This window comes from Borrelia hermsii DAH (assembly GCF_023035675.1).
GTDB classification, from domain to species: Bacteria; Spirochaetota; Spirochaetia; order Borreliales; family Borreliaceae; genus Borrelia; species Borrelia hermsii.
Genome location: NZ_CP073140.1, coordinates 44,215 through 65,481 on the forward strand (window position 1 = coordinate 44,215; position 21,267 = coordinate 65,481).

General features: G+C 31.7%; 22 protein-coding genes and 8 pseudogenes. 23 read left to right on the plus strand and 7 right to left on the minus strand.

All coding sequences use genetic code 11. The features are described from left to right. Nucleotides 1-5 precede the first annotated feature (5 nt). Nucleotides 6-586: pseudogene (locus tag bhDAH_RS07650) on the minus strand (plasmid maintenance protein); the annotation flags it as partial. A 57-nt stretch (nt 587-643) separates the two neighbouring features. Here bhDAH_RS07650 and bhDAH_RS05400 point away from each other — a divergent pair. The 4 genes and pseudogenes from bhDAH_RS05400 to bhDAH_RS07615 all read left to right on the plus strand — a co-directional run bounded on the left by bhDAH_RS05400 (nt 644) and on the right by bhDAH_RS07615 (nt 1,700). Next, nucleotides 644-781: a hypothetical protein gene (locus bhDAH_RS05400; protein ID WP_247098895.1), complete on the plus strand. Its 138-nt coding sequence runs from the start codon at nt 644-646 to the stop codon at nt 779-781. Beyond that, a complete protein-coding gene (locus bhDAH_RS05405) occupies nt 781-993 on the plus strand; it encodes a hypothetical protein (protein WP_062706069.1) in 213 nt (70 codons plus the stop codon). The genes bhDAH_RS05400 and bhDAH_RS05405 overlap by 1 nt, the downstream gene beginning before the upstream one ends. Before the next feature lie 69 nt (nt 994-1,062). Beyond that, nucleotides 1,063-1,194 carry a hypothetical protein gene (locus bhDAH_RS07490; RefSeq protein WP_257722536.1) on the plus strand — a complete coding sequence of 44 codons (132 nt, stop codon included), beginning with the start codon at nt 1,063-1,065 and terminating at the stop codon, nt 1,192-1,194. Between the two features lie 98 nt (nt 1,195-1,292). Continuing rightward, a pseudogene (locus tag bhDAH_RS07615) lies at nt 1,293-1,700 on the plus strand (DUF261 family protein). Nucleotides 1,701-2,650: 950 nt separating this feature from the next. Here bhDAH_RS07615 and bhDAH_RS05415 read toward each other — a convergent pair. Together bhDAH_RS05415 and bhDAH_RS05420 are read right to left on the minus strand one after the other, a co-directional pair. After that, entirely contained in the window at nt 2,651-2,842 is a 192-nt protein-coding gene (locus bhDAH_RS05415; RefSeq protein ID WP_161484603.1) for an Mlp family lipoprotein, read from the minus strand. Further along, a complete protein-coding gene (locus bhDAH_RS05420) occupies nt 2,839-3,114 on the minus strand; it encodes a hypothetical protein (protein ID WP_025400417.1) in 276 nt (91 codons plus the stop codon). Before bhDAH_RS05420 ends, bhDAH_RS05415 begins: the two co-directional genes overlap by 4 nt. Before the next feature lie 749 nt (nt 3,115-3,863). On the opposite strand from bhDAH_RS05420, the gene bhDAH_RS05425 reads away from it, so the two are divergent. Together bhDAH_RS05425 and bhDAH_RS05430 are read left to right on the plus strand one after the other, a co-directional pair. Then, nucleotides 3,864-4,112, plus strand: a complete 249-nt coding sequence (locus bhDAH_RS05425; RefSeq protein ID WP_062706066.1) for a hypothetical protein — start codon at nt 3,864-3,866, stop codon at nt 4,110-4,112. Continuing rightward, nucleotides 4,109-5,290: an MFS transporter gene (locus bhDAH_RS05430; protein ID WP_062706063.1), complete on the plus strand. Its 1,182-nt coding sequence runs from the start codon at nt 4,109-4,111 to the stop codon at nt 5,288-5,290. Before bhDAH_RS05425 ends, bhDAH_RS05430 begins: the two co-directional genes overlap by 4 nt. A gap of 343 nt (nt 5,291-5,633) precedes the next feature. Here bhDAH_RS05430 and bhDAH_RS05435 read toward each other — a convergent pair whose 3' ends face one another. The 4 genes from bhDAH_RS05435 to bhDAH_RS05445 are packed head-to-tail and all read right to left on the minus strand — an operon-like array spanning nt 5,634 to nt 6,655. Beyond that, on the minus strand, nt 5,634-5,987 hold the full coding sequence (locus bhDAH_RS05435) for an Mlp family lipoprotein (RefSeq protein WP_335340393.1): 354 nt from the start codon (nt 5,985-5,987) through the stop codon (nt 5,634-5,636). After that, nucleotides 5,957-6,202: a hypothetical protein gene (locus bhDAH_RS07620; RefSeq protein ID WP_335340392.1), complete on the minus strand. Its 246-nt coding sequence runs from the start codon at nt 6,200-6,202 to the stop codon at nt 5,957-5,959. Before bhDAH_RS07620 ends, bhDAH_RS05435 begins: the two co-directional genes overlap by 31 nt. Further along, nucleotides 6,156-6,308: an Mlp family lipoprotein gene (locus tag bhDAH_RS05440; protein WP_338069939.1), complete on the minus strand. Its 153-nt coding sequence runs from the start codon at nt 6,306-6,308 to the stop codon at nt 6,156-6,158. The genes bhDAH_RS07620 and bhDAH_RS05440 overlap by 47 nt, the downstream gene beginning before the upstream one ends. Beyond that, nucleotides 6,305-6,655 carry an Mlp family lipoprotein gene (locus bhDAH_RS05445; RefSeq protein WP_338069940.1) on the minus strand — a complete coding sequence of 117 codons (351 nt, stop codon included), beginning with the start codon at nt 6,653-6,655 and terminating at the stop codon, nt 6,305-6,307. The genes bhDAH_RS05440 and bhDAH_RS05445 overlap by 4 nt, the downstream gene beginning before the upstream one ends. A gap of 289 nt (nt 6,656-6,944) precedes the next feature. On the opposite strand from bhDAH_RS05445, the pseudogene bhDAH_RS05450 reads away from it, so the two are divergent. The 17 genes and pseudogenes from bhDAH_RS05450 (at nt 6,945) to bhDAH_RS05525 (ending at nt 21,266) form a co-directional block, all read left to right on the plus strand. Beyond that, nucleotides 6,945-7,490, plus strand: a pseudogene (locus bhDAH_RS05450) (Vsp/OspC family lipoprotein). A 425-nt stretch (nt 7,491-7,915) separates the two neighbouring features. Continuing rightward, the gene (locus tag bhDAH_RS05455) at nt 7,916-8,257 is read left to right on the plus strand and encodes a hypothetical protein (RefSeq protein WP_043924573.1); all 342 of its coding nucleotides are present in this window, start codon (nt 7,916-7,918) and stop codon (nt 8,255-8,257) included. 39 nt (nt 8,258-8,296) lie between these two features. After that, entirely contained in the window at nt 8,297-8,818 is a 522-nt protein-coding gene (gene bdr / locus bhDAH_RS05460) for a Bdr family repetitive protein (protein WP_015633312.1), read from the plus strand. Between the two features lie 232 nt (nt 8,819-9,050). Further along, complete coding sequence (locus tag bhDAH_RS05465) at nt 9,051-10,133, plus strand: variable large family protein (protein ID WP_015633313.1); 1,083 nt, start codon at nt 9,051-9,053, stop codon at nt 10,131-10,133. Nucleotides 10,134-10,638: 505 nt separating this feature from the next. Beyond that, nucleotides 10,639-11,145 (plus strand): Vsp/OspC family lipoprotein, encoded by a 507-nt coding sequence (locus bhDAH_RS05470; RefSeq protein WP_236842432.1) that lies wholly within the window; start codon nt 10,639-10,641, stop codon nt 11,143-11,145. 188 nt (nt 11,146-11,333) lie between these two features. Beyond that, the gene (locus bhDAH_RS05475; protein ID WP_043924574.1) at nt 11,334-12,443 is read left to right on the plus strand and encodes a variable large family protein; all 1,110 of its coding nucleotides are present in this window, start codon (nt 11,334-11,336) and stop codon (nt 12,441-12,443) included. Nucleotides 12,444-12,556: 113 nt separating this feature from the next. Beyond that, nucleotides 12,557-13,613 (plus strand): annotated as a pseudogene (locus tag bhDAH_RS05480) (variable large family protein). Between the two features lie 131 nt (nt 13,614-13,744). Then, a complete protein-coding gene (locus tag bhDAH_RS05485; protein WP_417852131.1) occupies nt 13,745-14,833 on the plus strand; it encodes a variable large family protein in 1,089 nt (362 codons plus the stop codon). A gap of 104 nt (nt 14,834-14,937) precedes the next feature. Further along, a pseudogene (locus bhDAH_RS05490) lies at nt 14,938-15,945 on the plus strand (variable large family protein); the annotation flags it as partial. A gap of 118 nt (nt 15,946-16,063) precedes the next feature. After that, the gene (locus bhDAH_RS05495) at nt 16,064-16,954 is read left to right on the plus strand and encodes a variable large family protein (protein WP_015633315.1); all 891 of its coding nucleotides are present in this window, start codon (nt 16,064-16,066) and stop codon (nt 16,952-16,954) included. Nucleotides 16,955-17,227: 273 nt separating this feature from the next. Continuing rightward, nucleotides 17,228-18,187: pseudogene (locus bhDAH_RS05500) on the plus strand (variable large family protein); the annotation flags it as partial. 165 nt (nt 18,188-18,352) lie between these two features. Then, a pseudogene (locus tag bhDAH_RS07735) lies at nt 18,353-18,449 on the plus strand (Vsp/OspC family lipoprotein); the annotation flags it as partial. After that, nucleotides 18,438-18,962: a Vsp/OspC family lipoprotein gene (locus bhDAH_RS05505; RefSeq protein WP_144033223.1), complete on the plus strand. Its 525-nt coding sequence runs from the start codon at nt 18,438-18,440 to the stop codon at nt 18,960-18,962. The pseudogene bhDAH_RS07735 and the gene bhDAH_RS05505, both read left to right, overlap by 12 nt. A gap of 265 nt (nt 18,963-19,227) precedes the next feature. After that, nucleotides 19,228-20,034: pseudogene (locus bhDAH_RS05510) on the plus strand (variable large family protein); the annotation flags it as partial. A gap of 106 nt (nt 20,035-20,140) precedes the next feature. Then, nucleotides 20,141-20,287: a hypothetical protein gene (locus tag bhDAH_RS05515; RefSeq protein ID WP_154645713.1), complete on the plus strand. Its 147-nt coding sequence runs from the start codon at nt 20,141-20,143 to the stop codon at nt 20,285-20,287. Nucleotides 20,288-20,361: 74 nt separating this feature from the next. Then, a complete protein-coding gene (locus bhDAH_RS05520) occupies nt 20,362-20,547 on the plus strand; it encodes a hypothetical protein (RefSeq protein ID WP_043924578.1) in 186 nt (61 codons plus the stop codon). A 38-nt stretch (nt 20,548-20,585) separates the two neighbouring features. Beyond that, nucleotides 20,586-21,266 (plus strand): hypothetical protein, encoded by a 681-nt coding sequence (locus tag bhDAH_RS05525; RefSeq protein ID WP_236842431.1) that lies wholly within the window; start codon nt 20,586-20,588, stop codon nt 21,264-21,266. Nucleotide 21,267: the final 1 nt, after the last annotated feature.

Sequence of the window (21,267 nt, forward strand, 5' to 3'; positions counted from 1 at the left end):
TAAATTTTAATGGTGAATTCTTTAATATTTAGACACTCTAACCATTCTTTTGTTACTATTGCGCTATTTTTATATCTTTTTTGTTTGCGTTCCCTTTTACTTTGTCTAGATATCTCATTGTTTTCCATTTAGACACATTCCTTGTCAGATAATCTGATTGTTTATTACTTCAATTTTTGCTTCTTTTCCTCTTTTTTTATTGTTTATATATTTATTATTAGTTATATTGTGACTAACATTTTTGTTGCGTTTTTAGATTTAAAAATTTTAACCCCTTTATTTTTGAAGTATCTTTTTTGTGTTTCTTTTGTAAATGTGGATATTTTATTTGCATCGTATTCGATAATTTCTTGTTTGGCTTTAAGGAGTCTTTTTAAATTGTTAACACTATATTTGATTATTTATGAACAATTTCCTTCGCCTAGTCTTAATAAAGTTTTTTTAATAATGCTTTTATTGCATAGAAAGGTTAAATCTTTTCTTAAAGTTCTAAGTGTAATTTGTTTAAGGCCATCTTTAGATAAAAAAAGGTTAATGTATTTAAAATTATTGTTTGATTGTATTTAATTGATTCTTTCTGAAAGTATCAAAGTCAAGAAAGGGTTAAAAACAAACAAGTAAGATAAGCAGGATAGGGCGTAAGTTGCCAAATATTGGTAAGGATGAATGTTTGAAGTTTAATAGTAAGGTTGATTTTAGTATGCAAAGAGAAGCATTAAAGCGTATGGATGCAAGTGAGATTGGAAGCATGTTTATTGGCGCTGATTCTTTAGAAAATTAATGAGTGAAAGAATACTTAAGGCCATAGTAAGAGAAATTCCATTTGAAGGTAACTTAAGCATGAGGAAAGGTAAGATACTCGAAACTCTAGGATTTGATGAATTTGCACGTATGCATTCAAGTAATATCGAAGTGTTACATAAAAATAAATATGCAAGTGGTGCTGACAAATATAATTATTTCAAAAAGTTTAAGGACCGAGATATATTTTAAGGGCAAATAGTGATATTAATATTAAAAATATTGAGTTAGATGAATTAAGTGTTATTATTAGAGATTTTTTTGAAGAATAGTGAAGTATATAAAGATTTGTGTGGCGTAGATTTCAAATTTGACTTTTTAGAATTTGTAAAATCTACTGATCTTGAGATTGATGGAGATGGGAAGCAGGGTTTAAAGGGATGTTTTAGCTAGATTAGTTTTGTGATTATGTTTTTTTGGTAAAAAAACTGAGGGTTTTATTATTTTTGTTATGAAAGGCAACTAAATTGCAGTTAGTAGGTCTTTAAGATATGAGAATTGTACAGATACAGCAATGGGGATGTCATTTTTTATGTCTTCATTATTACATAGAAACCTTTAAAAAGATACAATTTAATATTGGTGATATTAACAATAATTGTTACAAATTTATTTGGTTAGGATATATGAAGAATAATTGTTATATTCTAAACTCATGCAGTATACTTCAAAGTTTTGGTATTAATACAAGTATGCTGTAGGAAAGTCATATTTATAGATGCACAGATAATGAATTTGAGATAAGTGAAGTTAAGATCAAAGGTGTTCCGGGATATCATTTTATAGCATCGGATTTATCTTCACTAATAACTATTTCTATTATGCAAATACTACTTCTTTTCTTTGCTACATTAACACGTAAGGAATATAAAATTAAAATCACTATTCATTTATTTTGACGTGTCAGTAAGTTTTACATTTTGTATCTCATCGTCTCTACAGCCATTAATTGATAACAAGTATACAGTCCCATTCTGCTATTGGCTTAGTGAGTTTAAGCTCTTTTATATACCGCTTAAACATATGATTTTTCTTATTTTTAAAGTAAAATCCTTACAGAAGTGTTTTTTGATTGTTTAGTCTTATCTTTTTAAGTGTGCTTTTAAGTCGAGACAATTCTTTATTTAATTTTATTAACTCTGTAATTTTAAAATTAAGGTTATCAGTAGTTAGGTGTTCTTTTTTCGTGCAATTTTGTCTTTAACTAAAAGCTATCAAAATACTTAAATGCAAAATCAATTTTGCAGTCATTTTATTGTATGTAAATATTGCTTGTAGAGTATCTATTGTTAATAGTAAGAAGCCTTTTCAAGGCAAGGGCCCGGGGGGCGGAGCCCTGGGGACCCTTTAACAAATCCTTGCTATTTTACTTTACAATTACTCTATTTATCATTTTAGTAATTTTGTACTTTGTAATGATACTTGTTTACTTTTAAAATTTAATTTCTTCTACTCTGTCAACTACGAATTAATTTTTTCTCTTCTTTGAGCATTTTTGTAATCAGTTTAGCTTGACTTAGTTGTGTTCCTCTTAAATCTCTCTTTTTAATTACCTTTCTTAAATTTTACTTTTATTCTTATTTATTTGTTGGCATAAGAATAACTATCTAGTATTTTACACATGCTTTGTGTTTTTTATTATTTAAATTACCAGATTTCTTTATCATTATTCCTTTATTTAAAGGCATATCCGATTAATTTTTCTATTGTAAAAGTTGGAACAGATTTACTGAACCATGGTATGAAAGATCGCTTTTAAGATGTTCAAGCATTGTTTCATTGCTATATTCTAAAAATGTGCTCTAGAGTAGATTTGGAATATATGTATATGGCATTACTTCCATTATGATCATTTGCCACCATCATCACCTTGACAACTGCCGGTTTTATTGACTTGATAGTTAATACCATCGCTTATATAAATATCAAAATCTTTATTACTTGCTTTTAATTTTCTTTTATCATTTAAGAAATTATAAGCAATAGTAAAAGCATTAGCTAATTCTTTTTGTTTTGGTATTTTACCATAAAGCCAATTCAAAAATTTAAGCATTTATGCAGTCGATTTTTGTTAAGTTGATGTTGTGGTGCTAAAAGTACCTTATTAAATGCATGTTTTAATGAATTAAATTTTCTTTTTTCATCATCGGTAAGAGTGATAACCGTTTCTATGTTTCTAGGATTTCTTTTTTGTAAACCGTTCCTAGTCTCTTTAGAGCTACTTAGTGATTGTACTTTAGCTGCTTCATTATTTTTGCAACAATACAAAGATAATGTACCGCAAAATATTAATAGCTTTATAAATTTAACCATATTATTCTTTCTCTTTTTTTAATCTTTAGGCAATAGTATAAACTAGTTATTTTAATAATGTATAGATATTTGTGTGGGTGTAAGTGGTTATTGATTGTGTAAAGTTTACTTCTCGTTATAGGGTTTATGCTTACTTAAACTGTGGTCAAAGAAGTATGAATAGGTTAAAGAAATCATTTGATGAGTATGTTGCATATTGCAGTGAAGGTTGGCTGAACTGATACTCAAATTGCGCTTACTTATAAAGACCCTGAGTATATTTGAATTGTTTTATGGGTTTATTTTTATATATCTTATCTTAGATCGTAGTCTTGTAGCGATTACGATTTTTTCAAATCGGGATATTTTTTTGTTTTGCTTGGCAATTTATAGTACATTTCCTTAAAAGGGTGAGCATTACAAATGTTTTTTAAATGTTCTGTATAGTTTGTTTTTTCATATTTGAATATTTATTGTAAGCGTGTCTTTTATTGGATCCAGTGTAAATTGCAAGGAGCCTTGTCCGCTACTTTTTTTGCATTTAATGTTCATATAATGTTTAAATAGGATTGCTTTGAGTCCATTAATATTTAATATCTTGAAAATAAATTCATTTTTTTATATAATTTATTAAAAATATTAAAAAATAAGTTTAATGGAGGTTGGCGATTATGCGTGGAAAAACACTTAACTGAGACTTAAAATCGAGTGTGTCAAATTGTTTATAAGCATTTGGTATACTCAATTTTAAATATTTAAAGGTTATAAAAATGCCATCATCTTCTATGATAGAAGACAAAATAATACTTGCAAATAAGGATTATCAAGCCCCTTCTTTTTTTACTAATAATGCAATTGCCTCAAGTATGGCTATTATTGATATAATGTTTTATTTTGGAGGTGAATATGAAAGGATTAATTCTTTAAATAGGCGAATTGGTATTAGCAATCATGATTTTTCATATCATTTTATTTTTATTAAAAAAAATAAATTTTGTAATTGTAATAAAAATTTATGATAGAGTGTAAGCATCAAAGATATTATTTTTATTCATTATTTTTATCGGAATTTGCAAGGACATTGCCACATGCTGTTTTAACTATTATTTTAATAAATAAAGGTTTGCAATTGAGAGATATTGCTATAGTTCAAATGTTTTATATGTTAGCAATTATTTTTTTTGAACTTCCTTCAGGTGTAATATCAGATATTTTTGATAGAAAAATTGTTTATTTATCATCGATTTTTTTATCAATGATTGCTTATTTTATTATTTTTCAAACGTCATCATTTATAATTCTTTGTATTGCTTGGTTTATATATGGTATGTCATCTGCAGTTAATACTGGTACAATTGATGTTAGTTTTACTCGTGTATATCAAAGTAATTCGAAAAAGTTAAAAGCATTTATATCATCTATGAAAATAATTTTAGGTATTGGTGCTATTTCAGGTGGATATGCAGGAAGTGTATTATTTTTATATGTTGATGAAAAAATTTATCTTATTTCACTATTTCTGTATCTAGCCTCATCTTTAATTACAATTTTTTTTATATCAAGTGATAAAAATACGGATCATAAGAAGAAATGTTTAAAATTATATATTAATCAATTTAAAAATAATGTGATCACTTTATTAAAGTCTAAAATACTCATAGAGTTATTTATTTTAATTAGTTCTATTCAGTTTTTTTTTCAACCTTTTTATTTGTACTGGCAAGCAATTTTTATTGATAAAAATGTTCCTATTAGTATATTTGGAATTATATATATATTATTTCGTTTATCAAATATTATAGGAGCATGGGTATTTAAAAAAATTAGACATTCAAGCTATGATTCTTATGTTATTTTAGGTATCATATTTTTATTATCAATTTTAATAAAAATAGTTTCACATATTTACGTATTTATTACTATAATGACATTTCTCGTAATGTTAGTTTCTCTTTATTCTAATAATTTAGAATATTTTTTACGAAAAAATATAGATTCAAAAATCTTAGGGACTATAACTTCTATTAATAGTACAATATCTCGTTTATTTTCATTTTTAGTATTGACAGCATGTTCAGTTTTAGCTAGCTTTATAAGCATTATAAATACATTTATTTTATTAATACTTATTTTTTGTATTTTATCTATCCTTGTGATATATAAATTTACGGATAATAAAAGAGAAGACATGAAGTAAATTTGAATTCATGTTTAATATTTTAAAAGTAAATAATAAATTACTTTCATCAAGTAGTTATATGATTTTGATATTTTGGCACAAAATTATAGTTTCTTATTGCTTCCCTCTACAGGGTTAATCCCCCCTTTCCTTTTGACCATGACTTAACTTTTTTCTCTTCTTCTAACATTTTTGTAATCAGTTTAATTTATTTCTTTATCTAATTCTTTTGTGAGAATTTCTATTTATTTGCTTTGTTCTTGTTTTTGCTTGCTTCACTCTCTCTTAAATCTTTATTTTTTAAATACGCTTTCTTAATTTTTTCCAAAACAGCAGCTGAATTTTGTGTTATGGATCTTATTTATCCACCTGTTCCACAAGTGCTTGATGCTTGTTCTTTAAATTTATCTAAATCATTACTATTACCTTCAAATGAACCTTTTACTATTTGTTTAAAAGTTTCCTTTTGCTGGCTAGCATTGTCACCTGTACATTTTGCAAGCTCACTCTGCATATGATCTAGTGCAAACTTTATCTTAGATTCATCAAAACTTAAAAATTTTTCAAAATCATTATCATCACCCAAAGCCCCTTTTAAGAAGTTTAATCCTTGTTTTTGGTTATCACTTAACTTGTCTCTTAATGCTTCCTCAGGTGTTTTTGGTTTTTCTTGTGCTTGTTCCCTTAAGTCGTCTCTTTTAAATCTGCTTTTAATTCCTTTGTTCTTATTGTTATCTTGACCGCAACTACTAAATTAGTAGTAATAAAATTATTAAAACAAAATTTATTTTTTTCATAACAAATCCCCTTATATTTATATTGATTTTTGATTATCTTGTTTTTATTGCCAATTTTAAGTCCATATAAATGTTGGCTGTTGTCATCAGTACATAGAGGCTCTTTTTTTAAGACATTCAAACATCTCTTCACTATTGTCTTTAGTAAATATGTCGTTTAGAATACCTCTAAAGAACTGCTTTATTTCGTTAGTACCATTGCCATTTTTATTGACTTTACAATCAATAGTATCACTTATATAAGTATTAAAAGTCTTATTACTTGCTTTTTTTGTTTTTTATCTTCTAAGAAATTATAGGCAGTAGTAAAAGCATTAGCCAATTCTTTTTGTTTTTGTGTATCTTTTGAAAGCCAGTTAAAAAAACCTGTGCACTTATTTTTATTGTCTTTACATTTACCAACTTGAGAAAGTAGTTTATCAATTACTTTCTCAAATGCGTTCCTAAGTGAATCAAACTTTTGTTGCTCATCAATAGTTAGAGTAATAACCTTCTTTTTTATTGCTTTATCGGTTTTCTTTTGTAAATTATCCAGAGCTCCCTTAGAGCTACTATGTAGCTGAGTTTCAGTAGGTAATATGCTTATTTATATCCTTTGCAATAATACAAGAATAATGTGCTACAAAATATGAATCTTATAAGTTTACTCATGTAAATTTTCTTATCTTTATGATTGAAATAATATATAGCATTTCTTCTAGTGCTGTGTGAGTTCTTATGAGTACTCATTGTTTTTGTAAAAATTATTATTTTTTGCACTTTAGTAGATTAAAAAAGCTTTTTGGCTATTTAGTCCCTTCTTCACTTATAGAGAAGGATAATAAGGAGGCACGGAAATGAGAAAAAGAATAAGTGCAATAATAATGACTTTATTGATGGTATTAATATCATGTAATAATGGAGGTCCAGAGCTTAAAAGTGAGGAAGTAGCTAAGCCTGATGGAACAGCACTTAATTTGGCAAAAATAAGTACAAAAATAAAAGATGTTGTCGCTTTTGCAAAAGATGTTAAAGAAGTTCATGCTTTAGTTAAGTCCATTGATGAGCTGGCTAAAGCTATTGGTAAGAAAATTCAACAAAATTCTGATCAATTTGGTGCTGATGGTGTTCATAATGGTTCTTTAATTTCAGGGGTGTTTCAAGTAATATTGACTGTAGAAATTAAATTGAAGTCTTTATAAGATACAGTTGAACTTTCTGATGCACTTAAGGCAAAGGTTATTAGTTCTAAGACCGCAAGTAGGGAATTCTTAGATAAAGTGAAATCAAAGCATACTGAAGCTTGGTAAAGAAGGTGCGACTGATGATGCAAAAAAGCCATAGATAAGAGTGATGCTAGTGGAGATAAAGGGGTTGCTGAGCTTATTAAGTTTAACACAGCAATTGATGCATTATTAAAGGCCGCTAAAACTCAGCAGTAGACGCTGCAATTACTGAGCTTACAACCCCTGCTAAGCCTTAACTAAGGATAAATAAGTTAAGTAGTTATTATAAGATTAGTTTTTAATTCTTAGGTCAGTAACTGGAAAAAATAAAGTCTATAAATAATAAGCTAGGAGTTTGTTCTCTTAGCTTATTATGTTGTTTAATTCTATTTTTACTTGTTTTACTACATTATTATATTTTGTGGATTACTTTAATTACTTTCATCTTTGAGATTACATTTATGGCTTGCTTTTAACTTATTTTATGACTTAATGAGAACTTAAATTGCTTATTTGTAACTTTATTTTTACTTATATCTTGTAATAATTCAGATCTTAAGAGTACTGATAGAATCTTTTAATAACAGATTGGTGTTAAGATCGCATTTGAGATTTTTTATAAACTAAAGGAAATCGGTCTAATGCTATATGTTGAAGATAGGGATAACATTTCTGGGCATGGGAATGTGACTAAAACCTTTTTTAAACTTAGAGAAGGTATGAGTCATAAGTTTAGAATTGCGTCAATTAAACCTATAAGTAATAAATTTGCTAGAATTGTTACGTTAATAGAGCCATTTGCGACATCTAAACTTAGTATTATGGACTATTCAAGCAAGTCAGCTATTGCTGATATTTATAAGTACAAAGGAGATGGAAAGAGTGCTGATGATTCATTAGATAGCCTATCAGCAGCATATTTACTCTTAACTTCAGGTATACGTTCTCTTAAAGCACGTTTTACCAAAATAAGGTTCCTATAACATGTAAAATATTATATAATAATCAAATAAGGAGATTTTATGGGACTTGCACAACCAGTAATTACACAACAAATGGTTATAGCAGAACTTACTAAAGCTGGTATTGATAGAGATATTGCTACTGATCTGTCTTACAGATATTATCGTAATGAGCTTACTTACAAAGATATTGAGTATTTAGAGAATAATTTTAATGTTAAATTTGATAGGTTAGAAGATAGGATAAGTGGTATTGAGAAGCGATTAGAAGATAAGATTAATTCTGCAGAGAATAACTTTCATCTTAAGCTTGAAAAGGTAGAGTCAAGCTTGCAAGCTGAGATTAAAGCAGTCAAAATTGAACTAGATAACAAGATTGATACTAAATTTACTGAACTAGATAACAAGATTGATAACGTTAGAAATGAATTAAAATCTGATATTAAAGACCTTGATAACAAAATAGACACTAACACAATGGAACTTAAAAGTACATCAAGATTACATAATTGGATGTTTGGAACTCTTATCACGCTTAATATAGGAATATTCTTAGCATTAATGTCATTATTAGTAAAGTAAATTTATTTAATTAGCCATTATTTAATTGATTTTCTGTCAATTATTTTTTTTCTTCATTTTTTTACAAAAATAATTTAATTATTTGTTAGATACAATTAGTAGATTAGTTGTTTTATTATGTTTAATCTCTGAAATGTTAAAGTATATAATGCTTTTAGTTTTTGTTTTTATGCTTATCAAAGGTTTTTAACTATCTAATCCTTTCTGAGAAAAAAAGGAGGCACGTAAAAAAATGAGAAAAAGAATAAGTGCAATAATTAATAAGTTAAATATAAGTATAATGATGATGATAGTTGTTCTAATGATAGGATGTGGACAACAGGCAGTAGAAGCAGGGAAGGATGGCGCAGCAGCAGCTACAGGGGGAAGAAGTTTAAGTGAAGTACTAATGGAAGTGGGAAAAAGTGCTGAGAATGCTTTTTATTCATTTATGGCTTTAGTCTCAGATACATTAGGCTTAAGAGTGACTAAAGATACAAAGAAGAATGAAGTGGGAGGTTATTTTAACAGCCTAGGTGGTAAGCTTGGAAAAGCATCAGATGAATTAGAAGAAGTAGCAAAAAAGTCAGAAGTAGAAGGAGCTAAAGATGGACCAATAGCTGTAGCAATTAGAGCCGCAGTTGATACAGCTAAGACTACTTTAAGTACATTAAAAGGGCATTTAGAATCCTTAAAAGGGATAGGTGATGACAAAGTAGTAGGTTGGGCAGAAAATGATCAACAAGGAATCAAACCAGCTGATGATGGATTGAATAAATTCCTTAATGCATTGCAGTCAATAGTAAAGGCAGCAACAGATGCAGGTGTTTTAGCACCAAAAGCAGGGAATACAACATTGACAGTAAATGGGGTAGATAATAAGGATGGTGCTAAGGTATTAGCTATAGATAAACCAGGGGCAGCAGTAGGAGAAAAAGCATCATTAATAGTATCGGCAGTAAGTGGAGAGGAAATACTAGCATCAATAGTTGCGTCAAAAGAAGGTGATCAAGCACTAGGAGCAGCTGCAGATGGAACTACAACTGCGATGAGTTTTGCAAAAGGAGGAACAAAGGACAACCTATCAAATGCAAATACACCAAAAGCAGCAGCAGTAGCAGGAGGAATAGCACTACGTTCCTTAGTTAAAGATGGTAAATTAGCTTCACATAATGATAATAGTGAAAAAGCAGTACAAGCAGCAGGAGTAATTGCAGCAAATAAGTTATTAGTATCAGTAGAAGATCTAATTAAGAAGACAGTAAAGAATGTTCTTGAGAAAGCAAAAGAAAAAATAGATAAAGCAAGAGCTCCAAAAGCAACAGGTCAGCAATAAGATAGATAGTTAGATTAATTACTTAAAAGTAAGAGTAGAAGGCAATCTTAGAGATGCGTCTCAGATGCCTTCTATATTGTTGTAATGAAAAATAAGAAGTTATTATAAGATAAGTTATTAAGTAAGCTGTAAGAGCAGGGAAAAATAAAGTCAAAAAGAAATAGGAAGCTAGGAGCGTAATGCTCTTAGCTTCTAATGTTATTTAGGGAATGTTTATTTGTATATAAAATTGTTTATATGAGTAAAGATTGAATATAAATAATTGCAAGTGTGATATTAAGAGTATGTTTTTATTGTAATCAAATAATTAATACTTTAAAAGTAAGCTAAATGTGTGGTAAGGGCAGCAAAAGGGAAATTGGGATAGATGTTGGAAAGAAATAAATTAAGTACAATAATAATGATTTATTTTTTTATATCTTATGGTAGTGCAGGACCAGCAGAGCAAGGTCAAGCAACTAAATCTGATGGGATAGTAATTGATTAAGCAAAAGTAAGTAAAAAAATAAAAGATGCTAGTACTTTTGTAGCAAGTGTTAAAGAAGTTCATACTTTAGTTAAATCAATAGATGAGCTTGCTAAAGCTATTGGTAAGAAAATTAAGCAAAATTCCGAAGACCTTGAAGTGGATAATGGTAAAAATAATAAGAATGGAGAGTTAGTTGCAGGAGCATTTCAAGTAATGTTGACTGTGAAAGTTAAATTGGAAAAATTAGGGAACACGCCTGAAATTTCTGAAGAGCTAAAAGGAAAGATTGCTGATTCTAAGAGTAGATGTAAAGAATTTGTGGATAAAGTAAAAGCAGATTCTAATATTTCTAAAGCAGAGGCTACAGATGAGCATGTAAAAAAGGCTATAGATCAAGTAAATACTCCTGCTGGAGAAAAAGGTGGTGCTGAACTTGTTAAACTTAACAAATCAATAGGTGAGTTGTTAAAGGTTGCTAATGAGGCGGTAGAAGCTGTAATCGCAGAGCTTACAACCCTTGCTAAGCCAACAAGCTCCCGTTAAGTATTAACTAAGGGAATAAATAATTTAAGTAGTTATTACAAGATAAGTTATTAAGTAAAAGGTAAGAGTCAGGAAAAATAAAGTCACTTAAGGGAAATTCTTTTCTTGTTTTATGCACAGGAAACTATTAGCCAACGATAGTGCTTATGCTGAAGGTAATGCATAAGTTAAAAGGAAGCACGGAAAAAATGAGGAAAAGAATAAGTGCAATAATTAATAAGTTAAATATAAGTATGCTTATGATTTTATTTTTACTTCTTAGCTGTGGGAGTGGACAACTTCAAGCTGAGAAACTTGTTGCTGAATCTAAAATTTCTTTCTTTGATTCATTAGTTAAGATAGGACATGGGTTTCAAGATATATTTGGAATTTTTGGAAATGCAATAGGTGATGCATTAGGATTTAATGCAGTTAAATCTGGTGACAAGAAAAGTAAAGTAGGTGAACACTTTAAGAAAATAGGAGATGGACTTACAACTACTAAGGATAAGTTAAAAGAGCTATCAAATAAAATATCTGAAGCAAAAAATGCTAATAGCAGCACAATTGAAGCTGTTAAGAGTGCAATTAACAGTGCTAGTGATGTCTTTGAACAACTAATTACTGCCCTAACTAAACTTGCTGATACTGCTAAAGAAGCTGGTGATACTAATATTGGTGATAATGCTGATGCTGTTCCTGGTGCTGCTGAAAAGACTGGGGTTGAAGCTATTATTGCAGGAGTTAAAGATATTATTGGAGCAGCAGAAAAGTCTGGTGTAAAGATTGAATATGGAAATGCTGGCGATCCAATAGCTACTGCAGCTAATACTACCGATGCTCTTGCTGTTCTTGGAGGTAATACTGCCAAGGCTACTCAAGGAGCTGGTGATAAGCTAGCATTTGAAGTATCTAAAGCTGATCCATGGGCAATAATTGATAAAATTAAAAATGCTAAGGCTGCTGATGGTATTCAACTTGATGCTGGTGAGAAAGATGCTGGGACATTAGCCGCTTCTAATAATAATGCTTCTGCTAATGCTGGTGCTAAAAGTAATGCTGCCCTAGTAGCAGCTGTTGTTCTTAAGTCAATTACTAAAGGTGGTAAATTTAGTGCTGCTGTTGCAGATGCAGGAGCAGTTAAAGCAGCAGCAGTAAGTGCAGTAAATAAGGTATTAGGAGTACTTGATTTTATAATTAGGAAACCAGTAGCAATCAATTTAGATAAGATAAGAGAAGCTGTTAAGGGAATACAGTACTCTGAAACTACTACTGAATCAACTGAAGCTAGTGCTACTCAACCTACTGTTACTAAATAAGTTATCTAATTAAATAATCTAAATAATAAAGTCATTTTAGGCAAACTCTTCTCTTTATGAGAACTGTTTTCCTTTTATGTTTTATATAGCTCTCCTGAGTAATAAGGAATAAAATGAGAAAAAGAATAAGTGTAATAATAATGATTTTATTTATGGTATTAGTAAGCTGTAATAGCGGTGGGGTTGCAGAGGAGCCTAAAACTGTGTATTTAACATCTATAGCTAATTTAGGGAAAGGATTTTTAGATGTTTTTGTGACTTTTGGAGATATGGTTACTGGAGCTTTTGGCATTAAGGCTGATACTAAGAAAAGTGATATTGGTAAGTATTTCGCTGATATTGAAAAAACTATGACATCAGTTAAAAAGAAATTACAAGGTGAAGTTGCTACGAATGGTAATTATGTAAAAGTGAAAACAGTTGTTGACAAGTTTATTACTGATACATTAGATAAGATTGCAGCAGGAGCAAAGGAAGCAGCCAAAGGTGCTACAGGAGAAGATAAGATTGGTAATGCTACTTCTGCTGGGCATGGAGCCAGCCCTGCTGACAAGGACTCTGTGATCTCATTAGTTAAAGGAATTAAGACTATTGTTGGTGTGGTATTAAAAGATAAGGGTGATGCAGGTGCTACTAAAACAGCAGAAGATGATAAAAAAGATATTGGCAAGTTGTTTGATGGGAAAAAAGATGATTCTAAAGAAGAAAATATTGCAAAGGCAGCGGCTAGCATTGGTGTAGTGACCGGAGCTGATATTCTTAAAGCTATAACTACATCTAAGGAAAATCCTGTTGAAAATGCTACTGAGGGTATTAATGCAGCCAAAGATGCAGCAGAGATTGCTGTTGCTAAGGCTGTTAATGACAAGAAAGAGATTAAAGAATTAGCAAAGAAGGATGCGGTTATAGCAGCTGGCATTGCACTGCGAGCAATGGCTAAAGATGGTAAATTCGCTGTTAAGGATGAAGAGAAATCTGCTAATGCAGTAAATGGAGTAGCAGTAAGTGCAGTAGGTAAGACACTCGGTACACTTATAATAGCAATAAGCAATACAGTTGATAGTGGATTAAAAACAATAAATGAAGTACTAGCAGCTGTTAAACAAGAAATATAAATCTTTAGAAGTTACTACCCCTACAGGCGCAACAGCTAGTGGACAGCAACAATAAAAAATTATTAATAAACATAACTAAATAAAGTCATTTGAGGAAAACTCTTCTCTTCATAAGAATTGTTCTCCTTTTGTTTTACCTGCCCTCTGATTGTACATGGGCCTAATAGTATAAAGAATTCTTTAAAAATCACAAATCAAGTCTTAATAAGTATTGTTATATTTGTAGTTTTCTATTTATTTGTTGTGGTCAGCAATCAGATGCAGGGAAGGATGACGCAGCAGGCAGGTACAGGAGGAAGAAGTTTAAGTGAAGTTCTAATGGATGTAGGTAGAAGTGCTGAGAATGCTTTTTATTCATTTTTAGAGTTAGTTTCAGATGCTTTAGGTTTTACTGTAACTAAAGATACAAAGAAACAAGATGTAGGGAACTATTATAAGAAATTAGCAGAAGGAATAGAGAAAGCTATAGGAGAATTGTCAGCAATTTCAGGCCAAACTGATCAGTCTGATAAACAATCAGGGAAAGAAGGAAATGAATCAGAATTAAATAAGTCGATTGATAGTGCTAAGGGTGTATTGGAGTCATTAAAGATAAACGTAGAGTCTTTAAAAGGAATAGGTGATGTCAATGTAGTAGGTCATGCACATAATGCTCAAGGTGTAGGAACAGCAGCAGCTGATGTTGAATTAAAGAAATCCCTTAAAGCATTGCAAGAAATAGTAAAAGCAGCAAAGGGAGCAGGTGTTCCAGAGCCAAAAGGAGGAAATACAACATTAAAAGTAGGTGATGCAGATAATAAGGAAGGAGCTAAAATATTATCTACAAGTGGTAATAATCCAGGCGCAGGGGATGCAGGAAAAGCAGCAGCAATACTAGCAACAGTAAGTGGAAATGAAATGCTAGACTCAATAGTTAAATCAAAAGAAGGTGATGCGGATACAGGAGTAGGAGGTAATGCAGATGGAGATACAAGTGCGGTGTCATTTGCAAAAGGAGGATCAAGTAATAACCTATCAAATGCTGATACACCAAAAGCAGCAGCAGTATCAGGAGGGATAGCATTACGTTCATTAGTTAAAGGTGGTAAACTAGCATCAGGAGCAGGAGATAATGCTACAGGAGGGGGGAAAGAAGTACAAGGAGTAGGGATCACAGCGGCAAATAAATTATTAGTAGCAGTAGAAGATATAATTAAAAAGACAATAAAGAATGTTCTTGAAAAAGTAAAGCAGGAAGTAGATAAAGCAAGAGCCCCAAAAGCAACAGGTCAGTAATAAGATAGATAGTTAGATTAATTACTTAAAAGTAAGAGTAGAAGGCAATCTTAGAGATGCGTCTCAGATGCCTTCTATATTGTTGTAATGAAAAATGAGAAGCTAAATTGGCTGCTGAATCTAGAAATTCTTTCTTTGATTCATTAGTGAAGATAGGCCAAGGATTTCAAGATATATTTGGAATTTTTGGAAATGCAATAGGTGATGCATTAGGATTTAATGCAGTTAAATCTGGTGACAAGAAAAGTAAGGTAGGTGAACACTTTAAGAAAATAGGAGATGGACTTACAACTATTAAGGATAAGTTAAAAGAGCTATCAAGTAAAATATCTGAAGCAAAGAATGCTAATAGCAGCACAATTGAAGCTGTTAAGAGTGCAATTAAAGGTGCAAATGATGTCTTTGAACAACTAATTGCTGCTCTAACTAAACTTGCTGATGCAACTAAAGATGATAACTCAATTGGTCATAATGATAATAATGCTGCTGCTGGTGCTGAAAAGGCTGGAGTTGAAGCCATTATTGGGGGAATTCAAACAATTATTGCAGAAGCAGGAAAGTCTGGCATATCAATCAAACCTGGAGATGCTGGTGGGCAGGTAACAGCTGCTGCTAATACCGCTGCCCCTGCTGTACTGGGTGGTCATAATAATGCAGCTGCAGGAGCTGGAGCTGGTGATAAGTTAGCAGCTGAAGTATCTAAAGCTGATCCATGGGCTATGATTGATAAGATTAAGAATGCTACCGCTACTGATCCTGCTACCCTTGCTCAAAGCAATAATAATGAAACCGGAACACTAGCTGCTGCTAATGCTAATGCTAATGATAATAACTATGGTGCAAAAACCAATGCTGACCTAGCAGCAGCTGTTGCTCTTAAGGCTATGACTAAGGGTGGTAAATTTAGAGCTGATAATGCAGATGCTGAAGCAGTTAAAGCAGCAGCTGTAAGTGCTGTAAATAAGGTATTAGGAGTACTTAATTTTATAATTAGGAAACCAGTAGCAATCAATTTAGATAAGATAAGAGAAGCTGTTAAGGGAATACAGTACTCTGAAACTACTACTGAATCGACTGAAGCTAGTACTACTCAACCTACTGTTACTAAATAAGTTATCTAATTAAATAATCTAAATAATAAAGTCATTTTAGGAAAACTATTTCTCTGTATTTAAGGGAGCGGTTTTCCTTTTATGTTTTATATATCTCTCCTGAGCAATAAGGAAAAAAATGAGAAAAAGAATAAGTGCAATAATAATGACTTTATTTATGGTATTAGTAGGCTGTAATAGCGGTGGGGTTGCGGAAGATCCTCAGAGTAAGTTTTTAAAGTCAGTAATAGACTTAGGTAATGATTTTTTAAATGTGTTTACATCATTTGGAGATATAGTTTCCAAGGTATTAGGTTTTAGTACAGAGACAAAAAAGTCTGATGTTGGAGCTTATTTTAAGACAGTACAAGATACTATACAAGGCACTAAGGACAAGCTTAATAAAATTGTTACTGACATGAAGAGTGAAGGAAATCCTAATGCAGCTGAAACAGAGACCGCTGTTAACAAACTAATTAGTGAAACACTTGATAAGATAATTGATGTGGCTAAAACCGTTAGTGAGGCTATTGGAGATGCTAGCGACCCAATTGGTAATGTTGCTGTTCAGAATAACGGTGGAGTTGTTGGAGATGTTGATAAACTAGTAAAAGGCATTAAAAGTATAGTAGATGTAGTACTTAAAGATGTAGGAAATCCTGAGGTGGGGGATGTGAATAAAGCCGAAGATGGTAGCGCAGGAAATAATGATGGTGTGGGGAAGTTGTTTGCTTCTGATAATGCTGTTGCTGCTGTCAATAATGCAAAAGATGCGGTTATAGCAGGAGGAATAGCCTTAAGATCAATGGCTAAAGGTGGTAAATTTGCTAATAGTAGCGATGCTGATGTTGCTGCTGCAGTTAAAGGTGCAGCTGTAAGTGCAGTTACTAAGGCATTAGATACATTAACTGTTGCGATAAGAAAAACAATTGACGCAGGCCTTAAAACAGTTAAAGAAGCTATGAAAATTAATGCTAATGATACTCCTATAACTCCTAAACAGAGCGCCCCTAAAGGTACTAATAACTAGTTAGGCAAGTATAAAGGAAGTTATTGTAAGATAAGTTAATTAAGTAAGCTGTAAGAGCAGGGAGAAATAAAGTCAAAAAGGAATAGGAAGCTAGGAGCGTAATACTCTTAGCTTCTGATATTATTTAGGGAATGTTTATTTGTATATAAATTGTTTACATGAGTAAAGATTGAATATAAATAATTGCAAGTGTGATATTAAGAGTATGTTTTTATTGTAGGTTAAGATTTTAAAAATTGGTTAAATAAAATGATAGCGATCCAAAGGAATGAGTTTTTAACATCTATAGCTAATTTAGGTAAAGGGTTTTTAGATGTTTTTGTGACTTTTGGAGATATGGTTGCGGGTGCGTTTGGCATTAAAGCTGATACTAAGAAAAGTGATATAGGAAAGTATTTCAATGATATTGAAAAAACTATGACAACAGTTAAAAAGAGGTTGCAAGATGAAGTTGCTAAGAATGGTAATTACGTAAAAGTGAAGGAAGTCGTTGACAAGTTTGTTGCAGATGTCTTAGACAAGATTGCAGCAGGTGCTAAAGAAGCAGCTAAAGGGGCTACTGGTGACGATAAAATTGGAAATGCTACTTCTGCTGGGCATGGAGCCAGTCCTGCTGACAAGGACTCTGTGATCTCATTAGTTAAAGGAATTAAGACTATTGTTGATGCGGTATTAAAAGATAAGGGGGATGCAGGAGCTACTAAAACAGGCGAGGATAAAAAGGATATTGGCAATCTTTTTATCAATGATGCTGGTAAAGATGGTTCAAAAGAAGAAAATATTGCAAAAGCAGCAGCAAGTATTGGTTCAGTGACTGGTGCTGATATATTGCAAGCTATAATTAAATCTAAAGAAAATCCTAATGCTGATAGTGTTAATGGAATTGAAAAAGCGACAGATGCAGCAGAGATTGCGATTGTTCCTGCTGTTAATAAAACAGAAATTAAGGAAGATACAGCAAAGAAAGATGCAGTAATAGCAGCAGGCATTGCACTGCGAGCAATGGCAAAGGATGGTAAATTTGCTGCTAAGAATGAAGAGAAATCTGCTAATGCAGTAAATGGAGCGGCAGCAAGTGCAGTAGGTAAGACTTTAAGTACACTTATAATAGCAATAAGGAATACAGTTGATAGTGGTTTAAAAACAATAAATGAGGCTCTTGCTACAGTTAAACAAGAAGATAAGTCAGCAGAAGCAACTAATCCTGCAGAAGCAACAACTAGTGGGCAGTAAATAAAGAACTAGTTAAGGATAAGTATAAAGGATATAAAGTCATTGCAATGGAAACTCTTTTTTTCTTTCTGTGAAACAGGGGGACTATTTGGCTAGCGGTGTAGCTAAGCATAAGTTAAAAGGGGAAAAGTAAAAAAATGAGAAAAAAGAATAAGTGCAATAACAATGACTTTATTTATGGTTATTAGTAAGCTGTAATAATGGAGGGCCAGAGCTTAAAAGTGACGAAGTAGCTAAGCCTGATGGAACAGTGCTTGATTTGGCAAAAATAAGTAAAAAGATAAAAGATGCTAGTGATTTTGCAGCAAGTGTTAAAGAAGTTCATACTTTAGTTAAGTCTATTGACGAGCTTGCTAAAGCTATTGGAAAGAAAATTAAAAATGATAATAGTAACTTTGAGGATGAGAATGACCATAATGGATCGTTAATTGCAGGGGTATTTCAAGTAATATTGACTGTAAAAGCTAAATTAACATCATTAGAGCAAATTATTGGAATTTCTGATGAATTAAAGACAAAGGTTGGCATGGTTAAGAAAGAAAGTGAAGCATTCGTAACCCAAGTAAAATCAAAGCATACTGATCTTGCTAAAGAAGGTGTTACTGATGCACATGCAAAGAGTGCCATACTTGTAACAGATGGCACTAAGGATAAAGGAGCCGCTGAACTTATTAAGCTCAACACAGCAATAGATGAGTTATTAAAGGCTGCTAATGATGCAGTAGAAACTGCGATTAAAGAGCTTACAACCCCTGCTAAACCTTCTAATAGTTAAGGTATAAATAAGTTAAATCTTATTACAAGATAAGTTATTAAGGTAAAAGGTAAGATCTGGGAAAAATAAAGTCTATAAATAATAATCTGGGAGTTTGTTCTCTTAGCTTATTTTGTTTTTTATTCCTATATTTACTTGTTTTACTGCATTATTATACTTCTTAGATTATTTTTATGACTTTTATCTTTTAGATTACATTTATGGCTTGATTTTAACTTATTTTATAATTTAATGAGAACTTAGATTTCTTTAATTGGCAGATCCTCAGAATAAATTTTTAAAGTCATTAATAGACTTAGGTAATGATTTTTTAAATGTGTTTACATCATTTGGAGATATAGTTTCCAAGGTATTAGGTTTTAGTACAGAGACAAAAAAGTCTGATGTTGGAGCTTATTTTAAGACAGTACAAGATACTATACAAGGCACTAAGGACAAGCTTAATAAAATTGTTACTGACATGAAGAGTGAAGGAAATCCTAATGCAGCTGAAACAGAGACCGCTGTTAACAAACTAATTAGTGAAACACTTGATAAGATAATTGATGTGGCTAAAACCGTTAGTGAGGCTATTGGAGATGCTAGCGACCCAATTGGTAATGTTGCTGTTCAGAATAACGGTGGAGTTGTTGGAGATGTTGATAAACTAGTAAAAGGCATTAAAAGTATAGTAGATGTAGTACTTAAAGATGTAGGAAATCCTGAGGTGGGGGATGTGAATAAAGCCGAAGATGGTAGCGCAGGAAATAATGATGGTGTGGGGAAGTTGTTTGCTTCTGATAATGCTGTTGCTGCTGTCAATAATGCAAAAGATGCGGTTATGGCAGGAGGAATAGCCTTAAGATCAATGGCTAAAGGTGGTAAATTTGCTAATAGTAGTGATGCTGATGTTGCTGCTGCAGTTAAAGGTGCAGCAGTAAGTGCTGTTATTAAGGCATTAGATACATTAACTATTGCAATAAGGAAAACAATTGACGCAGGCCTTAAAACAGTTAAAGAAGCAATGAAAATTAATGCTAATGATACTCCTATAACTCCTGAACAGAGCGCCCCTAAAGGTACTACTAACTAGTTAAGGGTAAATACTAAAAATATAAAGTCATTTAAGGCAAATTATTTGCTAACGATAGTTCTGACGTTGAGGGTAATGCATAAATTAAAAGGAGGCACGGAAAAAAATGAGGAAGAGAATAAGTGCAATGATAATGACTTTATTTTTGGTATTAAGCTATAATATTGGGCAGGTAAAGGATTTTAAACCAGGACTTTCAACCTGTAGATACCGAAATCGTAAACGGCACTTATTAAAGGAATCAAAGAAATAGTTGGGTAGTTCTAAAGAAAGGGGAAGAGGAATCACAGAAGTTACTGAGACCGCATAGAATGAGTAAAAATCAATTTGCAAGCTTTGTTTATTGTTGAGAAATCTAATGGTGCTGAAGAAGCGCAAACCGCAGCATCTAGTGCATCAATTGGGTCTGTAAGTGGTGTTGATATTTTTTTTCAAGTTATTGCTGAATCCGATAATGCTGTTAATAACGATATTTCGATTAATGCAGTAAAGAATGAAGTAATAATGATGTAACTTACATAAATGCATTAATCAATCTAGAGACAGCGATCATTGAGTATAAAGGTGAATACCATATTAAAGACATTTTAGAGCATTTCCTAAAGCAATTTAGCAATAGGTATAAATACAAAGTATGGATGATGATGAGGCGTAAAGATGGCGTGATTAGCGATTATGAGCTCATATGGGAGGGAAGATTTAGAGATTGGTACCCAAATAAGTATAAGTTTAATTGTGTTCCTAAAGAGACTTATGGCGGGCATATACGAGTTAGGAAAAAGGCTTCCGATATTAAAGCAAAAGAGATAACAAATCAATTGAAACCTGAAGAGGCAGAAAGAATAGAAAGGGAGAGAGAAGAAAAACGCAGGCTTGCAATAAAGAGAAGGGAAGAATATTTGAGTAAGTTGTTTGAACGTGAAGCTAAAGAAAGGGAAGAGCGTTTAAGAAAGGCTAGGGAAGATGAAGCTTATCTAAAAGACCGTGCTAGGGAAAGTATGCTTGCTACTTTAGAGAAAAGTAGGGTAGTGGATATGGGAGTTGATATAGAGAATAATAGGGATAATTCAGCACTCTATGAGAGTATGCATAATCCACCACGTCCGGTTGAGATTGTGCTTAAGAATAATTTTGAAGGATTTAAGACTACCAAGGGAATTTCTATAGCTAATTTAGGGATCATGCTTCCAAATGAAGAACAGAATCAAATTTTAGGTGAAAAGGAGATATGAC

Coding starts and splice junctions, on each gene's coding strand:
- bhDAH_RS05405 (WP_062706069.1), top strand. CDS start 781: ATGAGTGAAAGAATACTTAAGGCCATAGTAAGAGAAATTCCATTTGAA.
- bhDAH_RS05420 (WP_025400417.1), bottom strand. CDS start 3,114: ATGGTTAAATTTATAAAGCTATTAATATTTTGCGGTACATTATCTTTG.
- bhDAH_RS05425 (WP_062706066.1), top strand. CDS start 3,864: ATGCCATCATCTTCTATGATAGAAGACAAAATAATACTTGCAAATAAG.
- bhDAH_RS05430 (WP_062706063.1), top strand. CDS start 4,109: ATGATAGAGTGTAAGCATCAAAGATATTATTTTTATTCATTATTTTTA.
- bhDAH_RS05455 (WP_043924573.1), top strand. CDS start 7,916: ATGCTATATGTTGAAGATAGGGATAACATTTCTGGGCATGGGAATGTG.
- bdr (WP_015633312.1), top strand. CDS start 8,297: ATGGGACTTGCACAACCAGTAATTACACAACAAATGGTTATAGCAGAA.
- bhDAH_RS05465 (WP_015633313.1), top strand. CDS start 9,051: ATGAGAAAAAGAATAAGTGCAATAATTAATAAGTTAAATATAAGTATA.
- bhDAH_RS05475 (WP_043924574.1), top strand. CDS start 11,334: ATGAGGAAAAGAATAAGTGCAATAATTAATAAGTTAAATATAAGTATG.
- bhDAH_RS05495 (WP_015633315.1), top strand. CDS start 16,064: ATGAGAAAAAGAATAAGTGCAATAATAATGACTTTATTTATGGTATTA.
- bhDAH_RS05515 (WP_154645713.1), top strand. CDS start 20,141: ATGAGGAAGAGAATAAGTGCAATGATAATGACTTTATTTTTGGTATTA.